Annotated in this window: 15 protein-coding genes and 1 pseudogene; 14 read left to right on the top strand and 2 right to left on the bottom strand. The window is 70.1% G+C overall.

Going from position 1 to position 15,459, the window contains the following annotated elements:
- Positions 1-68: 68 nt before the first annotated feature.
- The 10 genes from OG538_RS16690 (at position 69) to OG538_RS16735 (ending at position 10,478) form a co-directional block, all read left to right on the top strand.
- A complete protein-coding gene (locus tag OG538_RS16690) occupies positions 69-644 on the top strand; it encodes a hypothetical protein (protein ID WP_406094399.1) in 576 nt (191 codons plus the stop codon).
- Positions 645-749: 105 nt separating this feature from the next.
- Positions 750-1,463 (top strand): DUF402 domain-containing protein, encoded by a 714-nt coding sequence (locus OG538_RS16695; protein WP_406094401.1) that lies wholly within the window; start codon positions 750-752, stop codon positions 1,461-1,463.
- 314 nt (positions 1,464-1,777) lie between these two features.
- Positions 1,778-2,086, top strand: a complete 309-nt coding sequence (locus OG538_RS16700) for a hypothetical protein (protein ID WP_072489575.1) — start codon at positions 1,778-1,780, stop codon at positions 2,084-2,086.
- A 181-nt stretch (positions 2,087-2,267) separates the two neighbouring features.
- On the top strand, positions 2,268-3,128 hold the full coding sequence (locus tag OG538_RS16705; protein ID WP_406094403.1) for a hypothetical protein: 861 nt from the start codon (positions 2,268-2,270) through the stop codon (positions 3,126-3,128).
- A 49-nt stretch (positions 3,129-3,177) separates the two neighbouring features.
- Entirely contained in the window at positions 3,178-4,482 is a 1,305-nt protein-coding gene (locus OG538_RS16710; RefSeq protein ID WP_406100179.1) for a hypothetical protein, read from the top strand.
- Complete coding sequence (locus OG538_RS16715; RefSeq protein WP_406094405.1) at positions 4,479-6,029, top strand: SCO6880 family protein; 1,551 nt, start codon at positions 4,479-4,481, stop codon at positions 6,027-6,029. The genes OG538_RS16710 and OG538_RS16715 overlap by 4 nt, the downstream gene beginning before the upstream one ends.
- Positions 6,030-6,071: 42 nt before the next feature.
- The gene (locus tag OG538_RS16720; RefSeq protein ID WP_385286120.1) at positions 6,072-7,490 is read left to right on the top strand and encodes an ATP-binding protein; all 1,419 of its coding nucleotides are present in this window, start codon (positions 6,072-6,074) and stop codon (positions 7,488-7,490) included.
- A 1-nt stretch (position 7,491) separates the two neighbouring features.
- A complete protein-coding gene (locus OG538_RS16725; RefSeq protein WP_406094407.1) occupies positions 7,492-9,045 on the top strand; it encodes a type VI secretion protein in 1,554 nt (517 codons plus the stop codon).
- A gap of 100 nt (positions 9,046-9,145) precedes the next feature.
- Complete coding sequence (locus OG538_RS16730) at positions 9,146-9,625, top strand: hypothetical protein (RefSeq protein ID WP_406094409.1); 480 nt, start codon at positions 9,146-9,148, stop codon at positions 9,623-9,625.
- Positions 9,626-9,803: 178 nt separating this feature from the next.
- Positions 9,804-10,478: a TipAS antibiotic-recognition domain-containing protein gene (locus tag OG538_RS16735; RefSeq protein WP_406094410.1), complete on the top strand. Its 675-nt coding sequence runs from the start codon at positions 9,804-9,806 to the stop codon at positions 10,476-10,478.
- Positions 10,479-10,581: 103 nt separating this feature from the next.
- Here the strand turns inward: OG538_RS16735 and OG538_RS16740 are convergent.
- Together OG538_RS16740 and OG538_RS16745 are read right to left on the bottom strand one after the other, a co-directional pair.
- Positions 10,582-10,773, bottom strand: a pseudogene (locus OG538_RS16740) (leucine zipper domain-containing protein); the annotation flags it as partial.
- Between the two features lie 265 nt (positions 10,774-11,038).
- Positions 11,039-11,635 (bottom strand): GNAT family N-acetyltransferase, encoded by a 597-nt coding sequence (locus OG538_RS16745; protein WP_406094412.1) that lies wholly within the window; start codon positions 11,633-11,635, stop codon positions 11,039-11,041.
- 141 nt (positions 11,636-11,776) lie between these two features.
- On the opposite strand from OG538_RS16745, the gene OG538_RS16750 reads away from it, so the two are divergent.
- From OG538_RS16750 to OG538_RS16765, 4 genes are read left to right on the top strand one after another with little or no spacing between them, the layout of a single operon-like run.
- A complete protein-coding gene (locus OG538_RS16750; protein ID WP_406094414.1) occupies positions 11,777-12,709 on the top strand; it encodes an ATP-binding cassette domain-containing protein in 933 nt (310 codons plus the stop codon).
- Complete coding sequence (locus tag OG538_RS16755; protein WP_406094416.1) at positions 12,706-13,497, top strand: ABC transporter permease; 792 nt, start codon at positions 12,706-12,708, stop codon at positions 13,495-13,497. Before OG538_RS16750 ends, OG538_RS16755 begins: the two co-directional genes overlap by 4 nt.
- Positions 13,494-14,777 (top strand): sensor histidine kinase, encoded by a 1,284-nt coding sequence (locus OG538_RS16760; protein WP_406094418.1) that lies wholly within the window; start codon positions 13,494-13,496, stop codon positions 14,775-14,777. Before OG538_RS16755 ends, OG538_RS16760 begins: the two co-directional genes overlap by 4 nt.
- Complete coding sequence (locus tag OG538_RS16765) at positions 14,774-15,439, top strand: response regulator (protein WP_406094420.1); 666 nt, start codon at positions 14,774-14,776, stop codon at positions 15,437-15,439. The genes OG538_RS16760 and OG538_RS16765 overlap by 4 nt, the downstream gene beginning before the upstream one ends.
- The last annotated feature ends 20 nt before the right edge of the window (positions 15,440-15,459 follow it).

Below are 15,459 nucleotides of genomic sequence, written 5' to 3' on the forward strand. Positions count from 1 at the left end.
CAGGCCACGGCCCGCATAGGCGTACCCCTACTCATGCCGTGCGGGGCCCAGGACGGGAGACTCATGTCATGTCCCTCACCACACACCTCAGACGATCAGCCGCAACCGCCGCCCTCCTCGCGCTCCCCCTGACCGCGTGCGGAACCGAACATGCCGGGCAGCAGCAGGCCCAGTCGGCCTTCCCACGGCCGTCGTTCACCCCTCGGCCGAAGTGCGCCCAGCCCGCCGAGGCCCCGCCGAGCCCGGCTTCCTCCGCCCCCACGACCGCAGCACCGCGCGAGGGAAACAACGGGGACGGGCCGCCGAACTACGCCGGCAATCACGCCTACCGCATGTCGGTCGAGCTCAGCCCGGCCAAACGCGCCATGGGCGAGGCCTCGGCCGGGCTCATCCAGTACGAGCTGGACAAGGCGCGCAAGGAGGGCGACGTCAGCGAGAAGCGGATCACTGCGGCGCTGAAGCATCTCGGCTGCGGGAAGGAGCACGGCGTCTACATCTCCAACGACTTCTACAGCGTTCACACGGGCGACGTGTGCGTGTCCGGGCACGTGACGGAGAAGGAGCTGACCATGAAGGTGCACGGCGCCTACGCCGAACCACAGCCGGGGACGGGGCCGTGCGTGGAGAACCGGGGAGGCCACTGAACCGTCATCCGGTGTTCTGCCCCGCCCTCCAGGATCTCGGCCCCCCTGCGGCGCAGGGGGGCCGGACACGTGTCCGGACACCTCTCCGCGGGCATGATCAATTGCATGAATGCGGGCAAGAGGGACGTCGTCGGCAACCGCACACGAACCGAGCCGAGAATCGACGCGAGAATCGACGCGAGCGATCGCGACAGCGATGAGCCAGGGCAGATCCTGCACTGGAACTTCTTCATAGGCGGCCACTTGAGCGCCTCCGTACCCGTGCGCCTGGTCGAACGCACGCCCGAGGGTCAGCTCGTCTGGATGGAGACCGGCACCCCGATGTGGCGTACGGCTCTGCCACGCGGCGCCACCCACCTGCGCGACATCGCCCCGCACGAGCGCCCGGCCGAGGGCTACCCCGTGATCGCCGGCCGGTGGCCGATGGGCAACGCCCTCTTCTACCAGCCGACCGATGTCGCGCACTCCGTCCTGTGGCTCTTCGACCGCAGACAGAAGTTCCGCGGCTGGTACGTCAACCTGGAGCGCCGCGTCCACCGGGGCGACGACATCGACATCGCCGACCACGAACTCGACATCAACGTGGCCCCGGACCGGACCTGGCAGTGGAAGGACGAGGAGTCCTTCGCCGAGAAGACCGGCCACCCCGCCTACTGGACCACCGAGGAGGCGGCGGCCATCAGGACCGAGGGAGACAGGGTGGTCCGCCTCGCCGAGGCCGGAATCTTCCCCTTCGACGGCACCTGGTGTGATTACCGGCCACCACCGGCCTGGCGAACCCCTCCCCGGCCGCCGGTTCCCCGCCACCCGCTCCTGTGACCGCGGCGGCCCCGACCACCCCACATCACCCCTGATGGGTGCGGTTCCGGCCCCGTCGCAGGTCTCGGCCAGGGTGGCGCGATGGCGATCATTGCCCGGCGTCACCCTCCGTGATACACAGAGTAACCAGACACAAATCGCTCACACACCGATTCGATCCGCAGGTCAGGGCGGTCAGACCGGTCATATGTACGAGATCCGGGTAAAGAGAGCCGCCAAGTCGTCGTACGAGAGCAGTTTCATCAGCGAAGATAGAGGGTGACCCGTGCCATGCGGCACGGGTGCCGAACTACCCAACAGGGGCGGTGACTTACATGATCCTGGCAGCTGAGAAGGGCGACATCACCACCATCATCGGCGGAATCGCCCCGAACTGGGGCCCGTTCGGGACCTTGGGCAACGAGGCCCGCGTAATGATCGAGGTCGTGATGGCGATCGCCATCCTGCTCTGCCTCGGCATCGCGGTCTGGGGCGCCGCCAAACAGCGCATCGGCGCGACCGCCCTCCGTGACACGTTCAGCGCGGAACAGGGCAAGGGACTGATCGTCGCAGGCCTGACCGGTGTGTTCATCATCGGATCGCTGGGCACCGTGTTCACCATCGTCTACGGGATGGCCGTCTAACCAACCGCCGCCCACGCCCAGGAGCTGTCCCGGCCACCCCTCACCATCCGTCCGTCGTGCCCACCGGCAGAGGTTGCGTCTTCCTGATGTCGAGTCACCACACCGCGTCCACGCGGAGAGCAGCACGGCTACCGTCGTACAAAGACACGGTTCAGGCAACGGTTGAGGGGGCGTACGCAGCATGAGTCACGACGACGGCTACGGCAACGACTCGGGGCGTACGGGCGACGGCTACAGCACCATCGGCGGTACGCGTCAGACCCGCACCCGCCTCCCCGACGGCGAGGGCGGCGACGGCTACGGCCCCCGCCGCCCGCGCAGCTCGCGCTCACTGGTCACGGTCGTGGGCGTGATCGTCCTGCTGCTCGGCGCGATCGCGTTCGCCAACATGGGCGGCGGTGACGGCGACAAGGACGGCACGTCGGGCGGCAGCGGCGGAAGCCAGGCGGGGGCGGCGCCTACCGCGGCTACGGGGACCAAGCCGGTGACGGGGAAGAACGGCCAGATTCCGTCGGGGTTCGCGCACGACGAGCAGGGGGCGCAGAGCGCGGCGTCCAACTTCGCTGTGGCACTCGGCTCGGCTGACATGTTCAGCCCTGCCTCCCGTCAGGCAATCGTGCAGACCACGCACGACCCGTCAGTCGTCGACAAGCTGGTCACCGACCTCAACACGGCCTACTCCCCGGGATTCCTCAAGAACGTCGGCCTGAATCAGGACGGCAGCGCACCCGACGGTCTGACATTTGTCTCCAGAACGATTCCGGTGGGCACCAAGGTGGTCGACCACAGCGGAGACGCAGCAACCGTCGAGGTCTGGTGCACCGGCCTCGTAGGCATGGCCGGACAGGGATCCACAAAGCCTGTCACCGAGACCTGGTTCACCATCTCGGAAAAGCTCAAGTGGACCGGCAACGACTGGAAGATCGAGTCGTCCAGCCAGGCAGAGGGGCCTACTCCTGTCAGCGGTGACAATCGGGCTTCGTCTGCAGACGAAATTGCCGGCGCGGTCGAGGGATATGGAGGCTTCGTCTATGCACGCTAACCGCCGCCCCGGCGCACGCGTCCTGACCACCCTGGGCAGCCTGCCCGCCATGGTGGTCCTTCTGGCCTCGCAAGCCACTGCTGATCCGTCCCCGTCCCCGTCACCCAGCAAGGGAAACGAGGCATGCGATCTCATCGTGGGCCTCGCCAAGGACTACTGCGAAGGCGACCCCGCCCCCAAGTCCAACCTCCCCGACAGCGTCGACCCCGCCCTCGACCCCCTCACCTCCCTCGGCCGCGGCTGCGCCGACGCCGCAGCGTGGATCGTGGGCAAGCTCAGCGAGGCCGTCAAGAGCACCGCCAACGTCGACTTCACGAACACCCGCTTCCTCCAGCAGTACGCGATCGTCTTCGCCGCCTCCACCGTGCTGACGCTCGTCCTGTGGCTCCTCGCCGTCGCCAAGCGCGCGATCCGCGGTGTGCCGCTCACCACCGCGATCTCCGAGGCCATCGGGTTCCTGTGGCTCACCGTGCTCGCGTCCGCGTTCACGCCGCTGATCCTGTACACGATCGTCTCCGCCACCGACGGCGTCACCGAGGTCATCTCCTCGTCCTCCGGCGGGCAGACCGACGTCTTCTTCGGGTCGTTCGCCGAAGCGCTCAAGAAGGACGCCGACATCGGCGGCGGCCCGATCATGCTGATCGTCGTCTCGCTGGTGTCGATCCTCGCGGCGGGCATCCTCTGGCTGGAGCTCGTGATCCGCGCCGCCCTGCTCTACGTCGGCGCCCTGCTCGGAACCGCCGTGTACGCGGGGCTCGTCGACAAGAACATGTGGGGCCACGTACGCCGCTGGGCAGGCATCATGATCGCCGTGATCATGGTGAAGCCCGTCATCGTCATTGTGCTCGGGCTGGCCGGCGCACTGTCGTCGGACGACGGACCCGACGCGTTCTCGGCCGTCGTCTCCGGGCTGGCCATCATCCTGCTGGCCATCTTCGCCTCCGGCATGATCTACCGCTTCGTCCCCGGCTTCGGAGACGAGATCCAGGGCGCCCGCACCAACCGCAAGCAGGCCACCGACGGCTCCCAGGCAGCCGCGATGATCAGCTCCCCCGCCGCTCTCGTCTCACAGGGCATCAAGACCCACAGCAGCCGCGGCGGTGGCGGTCAGGAAAGCGGCGGCAACAGCGGCGGCGGGCGGCCCGCCAACCCGGTCAGCGGCGGAGTCGCCGCGCACAGCTCCCGCAACTCCGGGAGCGGGGTCGGCGGCGGATCTGTCCCCTCCGCCGCACCTCCGCCCCGCAGCGGTTCGGGCCCCACGTCCGGTACCCCGCACGGCAGCCGCAGCTCACGCGGCGGATCCGGCGGGTCAGGCAGTTCAGGTAACAAGAGCACAGGAGGTGGCGGGCGTTGAGCACTCAGTCCCATCCGATCACGCCCCGCCGTACGTATCTCATCGGCCGGGCCCGGCCGAACGCGATCGTCGGCAAGAACCGCGAGACGGGCGAGATCGCCCTGATCATCGGCGGCGCGTTCCTCGGCATGATGAGCGGGCTGCTCGTCCCGGTCCTGTCCCTGCGCATCGTGCTGCTCACCGGATTCCCGCTGCTCGCCCTCGCGATCGTCTACGTCCCGTACAAGCACCGGACCTTCTACAAGTGGTTCGAGATCAACCGCAGCTTCAAGCGCTCCCTGCGCCGCGGCACCTCCTACCGCTCCTCCGCCATGGAGGCGGGTGTCAGCGCCGACGGGCGTGAGGTCGAGATCGGACCGCCCCCCGGCATCGGCCGGATCAACTGGCTGGCCGCGCCCTTCGGGCCGGACGAGATCGCCGTCTTGCTGCACGCCGACCGCCGCACCGTCACCGCGGCCATCGAGATCGAGGGACCCGGCGTCGGGCTGCGCGACAGCGAGGACCAGGAAGCGCTGGTCGACCGGTTCGGCACCCTGCTCAAGCACGTCGCGAACGGCGACGGCTTCGTGACCCGCATCCAGATGCTGGCCCGCACCCTGCCCGCCGACCCCGACGCCCACGCCAAGGACGTCGCCCAGCGCGGCGACAAGGCGTCCCCGGGCTGGCTGCAGGAGTCGTACGAGCAGCTCCAGTCCATGGTCTCCACCTCCAGCGAGCAGCACCGCGCCTACCTCGTCGCCTGCATGCACTTCACCCGCGAGCTCGCCGCCGAGGCCCACGCCATGGCCCGCGCCGCCCGCCCGCACGCCGGACGCAAGATCGACCGGGACGCAGGCCTCGCCGTCGTCATGGCGCGTGAGCTCACCGACATCTGCGCCCGGCTCGCCGAGGCCGACATCCGGGTCCGCCAGCCGCTCGGCCAGAGCCGCCTGGCCTCCCTCGTACATTCCATGTACGACCCCGACCACCCCATCGACCACATCCAGGCGATGACGAAGCGCAACGCCTGGCCGGCCGAACTGGACGCGGTCGAACCGACGTTCCTCCAGGCCAAGACCCGTGAGTCGTCCACCCGCGCGCCCTGGTGCCACTCCACGGCCTGGGTGAAGGAGTGGCCGATGACGCCCGTCGGCGTCAACTTCCTCGCCCCGCTCCTCGTCCACACCCCTGACGTGATCCGTACGGTCGCGGTCACCATGGACCTCGAACCCACCGAGATCGCCATCGAGCGGATGCTCACCGAGAAGACCAACGACGAGGCCGAGGCCAGCCGCCAGGCCAAGATGAACCGGACCGTCGACCCCCGTGACATCGCCGCCCACGGCCGACTCGACCAGCGGGGTGAAGATCTCGCGAGCGGCGCGGCCGGAGTGAACCTCGTGGGGTACATCACCGTGTCGTCGCGCTCGCCCGAGTCCCTCGCCCGCGACAAGCGGACGATCCGGGCCTCGGCAGGAAAGTCGTATCTCAAGCTGGAGTGGTGCGACCGCGAGCACCACCGCGCGTTCGTGAACACCCTGCCGTTCGCCACCGGCATCCGCCGCTAGCCGCACACGACCGAGAGAGACGAAAGGGAGGTCGGTCACGCCATGCGAGATCCGCTGTCCGCATTGTCGGACGCCTTTACCGCCTTCCTCTTCGGGAAGGTGGAGACGACCCGGCTGCCCGTCCGCACCTCGACCGGACAGGCCCAGGCGGTCTACCTGCCCACCGCCGCCCCCGGCCTCGGCGACTCCGGCGTGATCATCGGCCGTGAGGTGTACTCCGGCAAGGGCTACATCTACGACCCCTTCCAGCTGTACGGGCAACAGCTCCCCGCCCCGCACTGGCTGGTGCTCGGCGAGTCGGGCAACGGCAAGTCCGCGCTGGAGAAGACGTACGTGCTGCGCCAGCTCCGCTTCCGCGACCGCCAGGTCGTCGTCCTGGACGCCCAGGGCGAGGACGGCGTCGGCGAATGGAACCTCATCGCCCAGGAGCTCGGCCTCACCCCCATCCGCCTCGACCCCACCTCCGCGCTCAACGGCGGCATCCGCCTCAACCCGCTCGACCCGGCGATCACCACCACCGGGCAGCTCGCCCTGCTGCGCACCATCATCGAAGTGGCCATGGGACACGGCCTCGACGAGCGCTCCGGTTTCGCGCTCAAGGTCGCGCACGCCTACGTGAACGAGACGACGACCGACCGCCAGCCCGTACTGATGGACATCGTCGACCAGCTGCGCCACCCGGAACCGGAATCCGCCGAAGCGATGAACGTCGACATAGACGACGTACGCGCCTGGGGCCTGGACGTCGCCCTCGTCCTGGACCGGCTCGTCGACGGCGACCTGCGCGGCATGTTCGACGGGCCGACGTCCGCCGGCATCGACCTCGACGCCCCGCTGATCGTCTTCGACCTCTCGCACATCGACCGCAACTCCATCGCCATGCCGATCCTGATGGCGATCGTCGGCGTCTGGCTGGAACACACCTGGATCAGGCCCGACCGGAAGAAGCGCATCTTCCTGGTCGAGGAGGCCTGGCACATCATCAACTCCCCCTTCGTCGCCCAGCTCTTCCAGCGGCTGCTGAAATTCGGCCGACGGCTCGGACTCTCGTTCGTCGCCGTCGTCCACCACCTCAGCGACGTGGTCGACGGAGCCGCGGCGCGGGAAGCAGCGGCCATCCTGAAGATGGCCTCGACACGCACGATCTACGCCCAGAAGGCCGACGAGGCCAGAGCGACCGGGCGGGTGCTCGGGCTGCCCCGATGGGCGGTCGAGATCATCCCCACGCTCACCCCGGGCATCGCGGTCTGGGATGTCAACGGCAACGTACAGGTCGTCAAACACCTGATCACCGAAGCCGAACGCCCCCTCGTCTTCACCGACCGCGCCATGACCGAGTCCTCCGCCGTCGACCTCCTCCCGGAGGACGTGCGCGCCGCCGAACTGGAGGCGGAGCAACGCGCGGCACGGATCGAGAACCAGCAACGGCTGAACGAGTCGTCCGAGTCAACGGTGGCATGACATGGCGGGTGCGGGGCGCGGAGACGTACGCGGCGTCGGAAACGGGAACGGCGGCGGGAACGGGAGCGGCGGGGGCATCCCCGACGGATTGCTGATCGGACTGCTGCTCTTCCTGCTCGGGCTGACGCTGCTGGCCTGGACGGCCACCGGTCTGGCCGGCCTCCTCGCCCACGGCGGCTGGCCGGACGGCGTCACCCTCGCGGAGACCCCGTTGGCCATGCGCCGGCTGGTGGAGGCCCCGCACGACCTGCCCGCCGCCTGGCCGACCACACCGGCCGGGGAGCTCTCCGGATACGGCCTGTTCTGGGGCCTGTTCATCGGCGAACTGATGGTCCTGGTGGTCCTGACGGTGTTCGTCATGGGCGTGGTCGCCCGCTGGCGAGGCGTACGCGCGCGCCGGCGCGCCGACCTCCTGGACCGGCGGAGCGAGCCCCCGCAGGAGTACGTGTACGCGGGACGGACAGCGGAACCCCACCCGGCGCCCGCACCCACGCCCGCCCCCGGGCCCGCGTCCCTCACCGAAAAGCCGACCCCTGCCGACGCTCCCCGGCCCCCGGCCCCTCTCCCGGCCGACGCCCCCCATCCCCAGACCTCTCTCCCTGCCGTCGTCCCCTCCCCGCGCACGCCCCTCGTCGTCTACGGACCCGCCTCCACTCGCCGGCCCACCGCCGTCCAGGCCATCCGGGAGGCGGACGGGCCCGTGCTCGTCGTCACCTCCGACCCGAGCGTCTGGGCCGAGACCAAGGACGCCCGGGCCAAGCTCGGCCCGGTCCTCGTGTACGACCCCGGCCACCTCTGCGACACCCCGGCCCGGCTCCACTGGGCCCCCACCACCGGTTGCGAGCAGCCCGACCGCGCGGCCGCCCGCTCCGCGGCGCTCCTCGCCCCCGTACGACCGCAGTCCCGCATCGACGCTGCGACGGCCGACACCGCGGAGACCCTCCTCCAGTGCTGGCTGCACGCCGCCGCCATCGACGGCCGGCCCTTCCGCCAGGTCCACCGCTGGGCCCTCGGCGGCAGCGCCCACGAACCCGTGCGCCTCCTGCGTACCCACCCCAAGGCGGCCTCCGGCCTTGCCGGACTGCTGGAGTCCGCGCTCACCGCCCACCCCGAACGCCGCGAGATGGCGCAGGAACTGACGGTGCGGGCCTTCGGGGCCCTGTCGTCGGTCCACATCCGGGAGGCCTGCACACCGAACCGTGCCGATGCGCTCGCACTGGATTCCTTCGCGGACGAAGGGGGCAGCCTTTATGTGGTCGGTGAACCCATCGAGAACCCGCGCTCGGGACCCGGGGCGATGCCCCTGCTCACCGCGCTCGCCTCAGACGTGGTCGACCACGGCCGCCGCATGGCCGCACGGTCATCCGACGGTCGGCTCGACCCACCAATGACGCTCGTCCTTGACGACATCGCCGCCGTGGCGCCACTGCCCCGGCTGCCGGAACTCCTCGCCGGCGGCGAGGAGCAGGGCCTGCCGACCATCGCCCTGCTCCGCTCCCGCGAACAGGCCCGCGCTCGCTGGACCCAGCAGCTCCAGACCCCGACCACCCTCTGAACCACCAGCGCTGCCCGGCGCACGACAAGCGGTCAGGGACCCGTTGTCGCGAGGTGCGAACCGCTGGTGCCGCAGCATCAGTTGAGACAGCATGTGGCGCATGGAATGGATGTCTCTGCTTTCCACGCTGACGGGCGCCGCTATCGGCATCGCCGCCACCCTTATCGCCGATCGCAGCAGGTGGCGGCGCGAGGAAGCACGACACACCCGGGAAGTGCGACGCGCCGTCTACACCGAATACGCGTCCACCCTCAAGGACGCCGGGGAAGAGATACGGGCTGTCGCCCTGGGCGATCACATGTCCGAGTCGGCACGTGACGCGGCGGTGCGCGAAGCCTTCCGCGGAACCGGGTTGCACACGGCCGGCGAGCAACTCTGGCTCGTGGGACCGCCCCTCGTTGTCACGGCCGGAAACGAGGCGTTCCACAGCCTGCGCCGGATGCGCGACGCCTATGCCCGCGGGGTCGTCGTCGGCTCCGCCGAGGACAGGGCCTTCATCCAACAGCGCCGCACGGCCATGGCGGAGATGCGCCGCCGCATGCGTGAGGATCTGGGTATCGAACCGCTCGGAATCGAGTGACCACCGGCCGGAAACGACGAGAGGGATCGCGCCGCCCGCACGCAGTGACCAGTGCAGACTGACGGCCTGGCTCTCGCCAAAGGCCCGTAGCCGTCGGCGTGCGCCCACCAGGAACTGCGGGACAGCCCTTAGGCGGGCGGCCGTTGTACCGCGGCGGCGACGGCCGCGGCGACGAACCTTGCCGCCCGCCCGGACCGGGGCCAACGGCCACCGCTACTACGAGGAGCACCAGCTGCGGCTGCAGCAGATTCTCGTACTGCGGGCGCTGGGGGTGGGGCTTCCCGAGGTCGGCCGGATCCTGGGCGAGCAGGTCGACGAGGTGGACGCCCTGCGCGGCCACCACCGGCGGCTGCTCGCCGAGCGGGACCGGCTCGACGCCCTGGCCGGCACCGTCTCCCGCACGATCGCCGAACTGGAACAGTCCAGGAAGGACGGCAATCCCAGGCCCATCAACCGACCGGAGAACCTGTTCGAGGGCATCCAGCCCTCCCAGTACCAGGAGAACCTGCGCGACTTCCCCGAGCACGCCGAGGAGGTCGCCCGCACGGTCGCCGCGATGGCCCCGCAGGACATCGAGGCCGGACAGCGCGAGCGCACGACACAGATGATCCTGCTGGCCGACCTGATGGCCGCCGGCCACCCGGCCGACACCGCACCCGTGCAGGCCCAGATCGACACCCGGTACCAGGCCATGACCCAACTGCGGCCCGTCTCCGCCGAGGAGTACCGCGCCGTCGGGCGTTCCTGCGTGGACAACAGCGCCTGGCGCTCGGCGTACGAGGCCATCGCACCGGGCCTGGCCGCGTACCAGCGCGACGCCATCGAGGCGTACGCCACCACCCGGCTCAGCTGACCGGGCGCCGGGCTGTCCCAGGGGCCCAGCCCGAAGCAAGTCGGTCCGTCGCACCAACGGGCACACCTCGCCCGGCCTACCAGTTGCCGAGCGAGGTGCAGCCCGTCATCGACCGGCTCGGACGGTCGGACAGCCCCGGACCTCCCTCGGACCGCCATCGCCGGACCCACTAGTGGGCGGTGGCCCGCGAGATCCCTATCTCTCCTGCCACGTGCGCGACCGGACGGCCCGCGAGGACACGCTGGATCAGCAGCCGCCTGCCATGAACAGTCAGCCGGGCATTACGGTGGGACACGAAGACCTCCAGTGCGGTGCAGTCCTAGACAGCTCCACCACACCGGAGGTCTTCGCCTTTGATCAAGACCCCCGTGTCAACAACGTCCGTGATCAATACGCCCAAGGGCTGTCCCGCAATTCCTGGTGGATCAGCGCGCGGCGTCGGATGCGGCGCATCGCAAGGCGGAGAGGCGCCCGCGTACTGGATGTATTCGGGCGTTTCGACAACGCGGCGAGGTGCCGTAGCTGTCGTCGTGCGCCCGCCAGGAATTGCGGGACAGCCCTTAGCCCCGAATCCGCCGAGCGACTGACCCCCCGAGCTCCTGAGGGCGGGCCACCGCGTACTCCAACTCCCGGGCCGTCGGGTCACCCGGCATCGGCACGGTCTCCCCCGTCGGCACGAACCCGATCCGGCGGTACAGAGCCGCCGCCCGCGGATTGCCCTCGTGCACATACAGCCGTACGCGCTCGATCAACGGCTCACCCAACGACCACGCCCAGTCCATCCCGGCCCGGAACAACTCCTCGGCCAGCCCCCCACCCCGCGCCTCGGGGCGCACGAACACCCCGACCACATGAGCCTGGTGGACCGCGGCAGGCCCACCGAACCGCACCGCGTCGTCCGGCCGCTCGATCAGCACGGTCACCGTGCCCGCCCAGCTGCCGTCGGGCGCCTCGGCGACGAACTGCCGCACTCCGCCACCGCCCGCCTCGGACGCACCGGCCGCCCGCTCCCGCCAGAAGTCGTCGGACCGCTCCGATGCCTGCTCGTACGTCTCAAGAAAGGCCACCGGTGCCGCCGGGTCCCGCAGGGCAGCCAGCCGAAGTTCCTTGACCAGCTGCCATTCCTCGGCACGCACCGGGCGTATCACGTAGTCCATGCGCTGATCCTGACCCGCCGCAGGCCCCCGTGCAAACAGATTCGGCCGCGACCGAAACGTCGTACCCCGGTACTACGGCCGCCACCACGTCCCGCCCCTGGTCCGACGCCCCGCGCCCGCCCGCTCCGTAGCGTCGACCGCATGATCAGGGCATACGAACTCACCAAGCGGTACGGCGGCACCACCGTCGTCCAGGACCTCGACTTCACGGTCCGGCCCGGCACCGTCACCGGCTTCCTCGGCCCGAACGGCGCCGGAAAGTCCACGACCATGCGCATGCTCCTCGGCCTGGACGCCCCCACCCGCGGCCACTCCACGATCGGCGGACGCGCGTACGCCACCCACAGCGCGCCCCTCACCGAAGTCGGCGCCCTCCTGGAGGCCCGCTCCGTCCACCCCGGCCGGACCGCCTTCCACCACCTGATGGCACTCGCCCACACCCACGGCATCCCGCGCAGCCGCGTCGAACACGTCCTCGACCTGGCCGGGCTGACCGCGGTGGCCGGGAAACGCGTCAAAGGCTTCTCGCTCGGCATGGGCCAGCGGCTCGGCATCGCCGCGGCCCTGCTCGGCGACCCGGCCACCCTGATTCTGGACGAGCCGGTCAACGGCCTCGACCCGGAGGGGGTCCTCTGGATCCGTAACCTGCTCAAATCCCTCGCGACCCAGGGCCGCACGGTCCTCGTCTCCTCGCACCTCATGAGCGAGATGGCTCTCACCGCCGACCACCTCGTCATCATCGGACGCGGCCGCCTCCTCGCCGACACCACGGTCGCCGACTTCGTCGCCACGGCGGGCGGCAACACGGTCAAGGTCGCCACCCAGCAGGCCGCCGCCCTGCGCGACCTCCTACGCGGCCCCGGCATCGACATCACCGGCACGGACGACCCGAACGAGCTGGTGATCCACGGGACGGACTCCGCCCACATCGGACGCGTCGCCGCCGACCACGCCATCCCGCTGCACGAACTCACCCCCCTCGCCGCCTCCCTGGAGCAGGCCTTCATGGACCTCACCCAGGAATCGGTCGAGTACCGGATCACCGCCCCCGAACCCACCGGAGCCCTCGCATGACCACCGCGACGCCCACCCAGCACCCCTACCTCGTCACCCCGGCCCGGGTGCTGCGCTCCGAATGGCACAAACTCCACACCCTGCGCTCCAGCTGGATCACCCTCAGCGCCGCCGCCGCCCTGATCCTCGCCGTGGGCGTCGTCATGGGCACCACCTACACGTCCGACGGCGGCGACTCGGACGTCGACACCGTGATCCTCGTCCTCTACGGCACCACCCTCGGCACGCTCTGCACGGTGGTACTGGGCATCCTCGTCACCGCCGGCGAGTACTTCTCGGGCCTGATCCGCGCCTCGCTCACCGCCGTCCCACGCCGCCTCCCGGTCCTGTGGGCCAAGGCCGCCGTCTTCACCACCACCGTCCTCGGCGTCATGCTGGCGACCTCACTGCTCACGTTCGTCGTCGCACAACTCTTCCTCCACGACACGGACCAAGCCGCCTCCCTCACCGACCCCGGCGTTCTCCGGGCCGTGGCGGGCAACGCCGTCGGCGCCACCCTCCTCAGCCTCATCGCCCTCGGGCTCGGCGCCCTGCTCCGCTCGGTCCCGGGTGCGATCGGCGCCTTCATCGGCGGCGTCATGGTCCTGCCGGAGGTGCTCACCATGCTTCCGTACGACGCGGTGGAAACGGCCGTCCGGTACTTCCCCACCCAGGCGGCCGGCGTCCTGGGCTCCGCGACACCGCTCCCCGACGCCGCCTCCACCGGCGGCGCCCTCCTCGCCCTCGTCCTGTGGGCAGCCGCCACACTGATCGCGGCGGCTGCACTCCTGGGACGCCGCGACGCATGACGCGGACGGGGCCGGACGGTGAGGATGGACGGGTGACGGACGACGACACGAACCGGTCGACGGGCACCTTCCCGCTCACCGGGCACATCCAGCGCCTGCTTCAACGCATCCGCGCCCACGACCGCCGCCGGCCCCTCGTCTGGGACGGACTGCTCACCACGTCCTGGGTGCTGTTCGCCGCCCTCGACGTCTCGTCCGGTGGCTGGCGCACGGTCGCCGTCGACCCGGACGTGCCGGCGCCGTGGGTCCTGACGATGAGCGTGGCGTTCTCCGCCCCACTGCTGTGGCGCCGCAGCCACCCGCTGGCCGTGCTGCTGTTCATGGCGCCGTTCTCCCTGGTCAACGTATGGACGGGGGCGGTCATCCAGGCCGCCTTCCTCCAGGAGATCGTCGTCTTCAACATCGCGCTCAGACAGCCCATGCGCACGCTGGCCCGGTCGGGCGCAATCGTGCTCGCACCGCTCGTGATCGGCGCGGGCCACTTCCCGGACGACTGGGACCGGCTCTTCGTCCCGCACCTGTACGCGTTCGCGTTCGCCGCACTGGTCGGCATCGTGGTGCGTACGCGCAAGGAGTACACCGAGGCCCTCGTCGACCGCGCCAACCGCCTCGAACGCGAACGTGACCAGCAGGCCCAGCTGGCGGCGGCCGCCGAACGGACGCGGATAGCACGGGAGATGCACGACATCATCGGCCACAACCTGTCCGTGATCACCGGCCTCGCGGACGGCGGCGCGTACGCCGCGCCCAAAAGCCCGGAACGGGCGGCCCAGGCTCTGGACGCCATCGGCACCACCAGCCGCCAGGCACTCGCCGAACTCCGCCGTCTGCTCGGCGTCCTGCGCGACCAACCGGACCGGGCCGAACGCACCCCTCAGCCCACTCTCGACGACATCGACGCCCTGCTCGATGGCGTACGCAGCGCAGGTCTCCCCGTCCGCCTGCACCGCCGCGGCACGCCCCCACCCGTACCGCCCACCGCCGGGCGTCAACTGACGGTGTACCGGGTGGTGCAGGAGGGACTGACGAACACCTTGAAGCACGCCGGCCCGGACCAGTCCCTGGCAGCGGAAGTCACGTTGACGTACCGTCCGACGGAGCTGGACGTCCTGATCACGGACAACGGCAACCCCCGCCCCATCGCCGGTCCCGGCGGCACCGGCATCGCGGGCATGCGCGAACGCGCCTCCCTGTACGACGGCACTCTCGAAGCGGGCCGGCCGGCCACCACGGGCTGGCAGGTACGGCTCCGACTCCCCCTGGAGGACTCCCCCTCGTGACGACCGTGCTCATCGCGGACGACCAGCCGATGCAACGCTTCGGGTTCCGCATGCTGTTGGAGAGCCAGGACGACATGACGGTCGTCGGCGAGGCGGCCAACGGCCACGAAGCGCTCCAACTCGTTGCCCAACACCAGCCGGACGTCGCCCTGATGGACATCCGCATGCCCCTGCTCGACGGCATCGAGGCGACCCGCCGCATCATCAGGACCGGCTCCCGCACCCGCGTCCTCATCGTCACCACGTTCGATCTGGACCGCTATGCGTACGACGGTCTGCGCGCCGGCGCCAGCGGATTCCTGATCAAGGACGCGCTCCCCGAGGAGCTCCTCTCCGGCATCCGGGCCGTGGCCAGCGGCGACGCGGTGGTCGCCCCGAGCCTGACCCGCCGTCTCCTGGACGCGTACGTACAGCACTTGCCGCCCACCCCGGGCGGCCCCGCGACCCCGGACGTCCGGATCGCGAAACTCACCGACCGGGAACGGGAGATCCTCACCGTCATCGGCCGGGGCTGGACCAACTCGGAGATCGCCGAGCGCTTCCACCTGGCCGAATCGACCGTAAAGACTCATGTCTCGCGCGTCCTCGCGAAAACGGGAGCACGGGACCGAGTGCAGGCGGTCATTCTGGCGTACGACACCCACCTGGTCACAGCGAGCTGAGACCACTCTGCTCTGCGGGC

The organism is Streptomyces sp. NBC_01013 (assembly GCF_045162765.1).
Taxonomy (GTDB): domain Bacteria; phylum Actinomycetota; class Actinomycetes; order Streptomycetales; family Streptomycetaceae; genus Streptomyces.

What these genes read in the sequence shown, in the direction of transcription:
- OG538_RS16690 (WP_406094399.1), top strand. Translation starts at nt 69, where the DNA reads ATGTCCCTCACCACACACCTCAGACGATCAGCCGCAACCGCCGCCCTC.
- OG538_RS16695 (WP_406094401.1), top strand. Translation starts at nt 750, where the DNA reads ATGAATGCGGGCAAGAGGGACGTCGTCGGCAACCGCACACGAACCGAG.
- OG538_RS16700 (WP_072489575.1), top strand. Translation starts at nt 1,778, where the DNA reads ATGATCCTGGCAGCTGAGAAGGGCGACATCACCACCATCATCGGCGGA.
- OG538_RS16705 (WP_406094403.1), top strand. Translation starts at nt 2,268, where the DNA reads ATGAGTCACGACGACGGCTACGGCAACGACTCGGGGCGTACGGGCGAC.
- OG538_RS16710 (WP_406100179.1), top strand. Translation starts at nt 3,178, where the DNA reads ATGGTGGTCCTTCTGGCCTCGCAAGCCACTGCTGATCCGTCCCCGTCC.
- OG538_RS16720 (WP_385286120.1), top strand. Translation starts at nt 6,072, where the DNA reads ATGCGAGATCCGCTGTCCGCATTGTCGGACGCCTTTACCGCCTTCCTC.
- OG538_RS16725 (WP_406094407.1), top strand. Translation starts at nt 7,492, where the DNA reads ATGGCGGGTGCGGGGCGCGGAGACGTACGCGGCGTCGGAAACGGGAAC.
- OG538_RS16730 (WP_406094409.1), top strand. Translation starts at nt 9,146, where the DNA reads ATGGAATGGATGTCTCTGCTTTCCACGCTGACGGGCGCCGCTATCGGC.
- OG538_RS16745 (WP_406094412.1), bottom strand. Translation starts at nt 11,635, where the DNA reads ATGGACTACGTGATACGCCCGGTGCGTGCCGAGGAATGGCAGCTGGTC.
- OG538_RS16750 (WP_406094414.1), top strand. Translation starts at nt 11,777, where the DNA reads ATGATCAGGGCATACGAACTCACCAAGCGGTACGGCGGCACCACCGTC.
- OG538_RS16755 (WP_406094416.1), top strand. Translation starts at nt 12,706, where the DNA reads ATGACCACCGCGACGCCCACCCAGCACCCCTACCTCGTCACCCCGGCC.
- OG538_RS16760 (WP_406094418.1), top strand. Translation starts at nt 13,494, where the DNA reads ATGACGCGGACGGGGCCGGACGGTGAGGATGGACGGGTGACGGACGAC.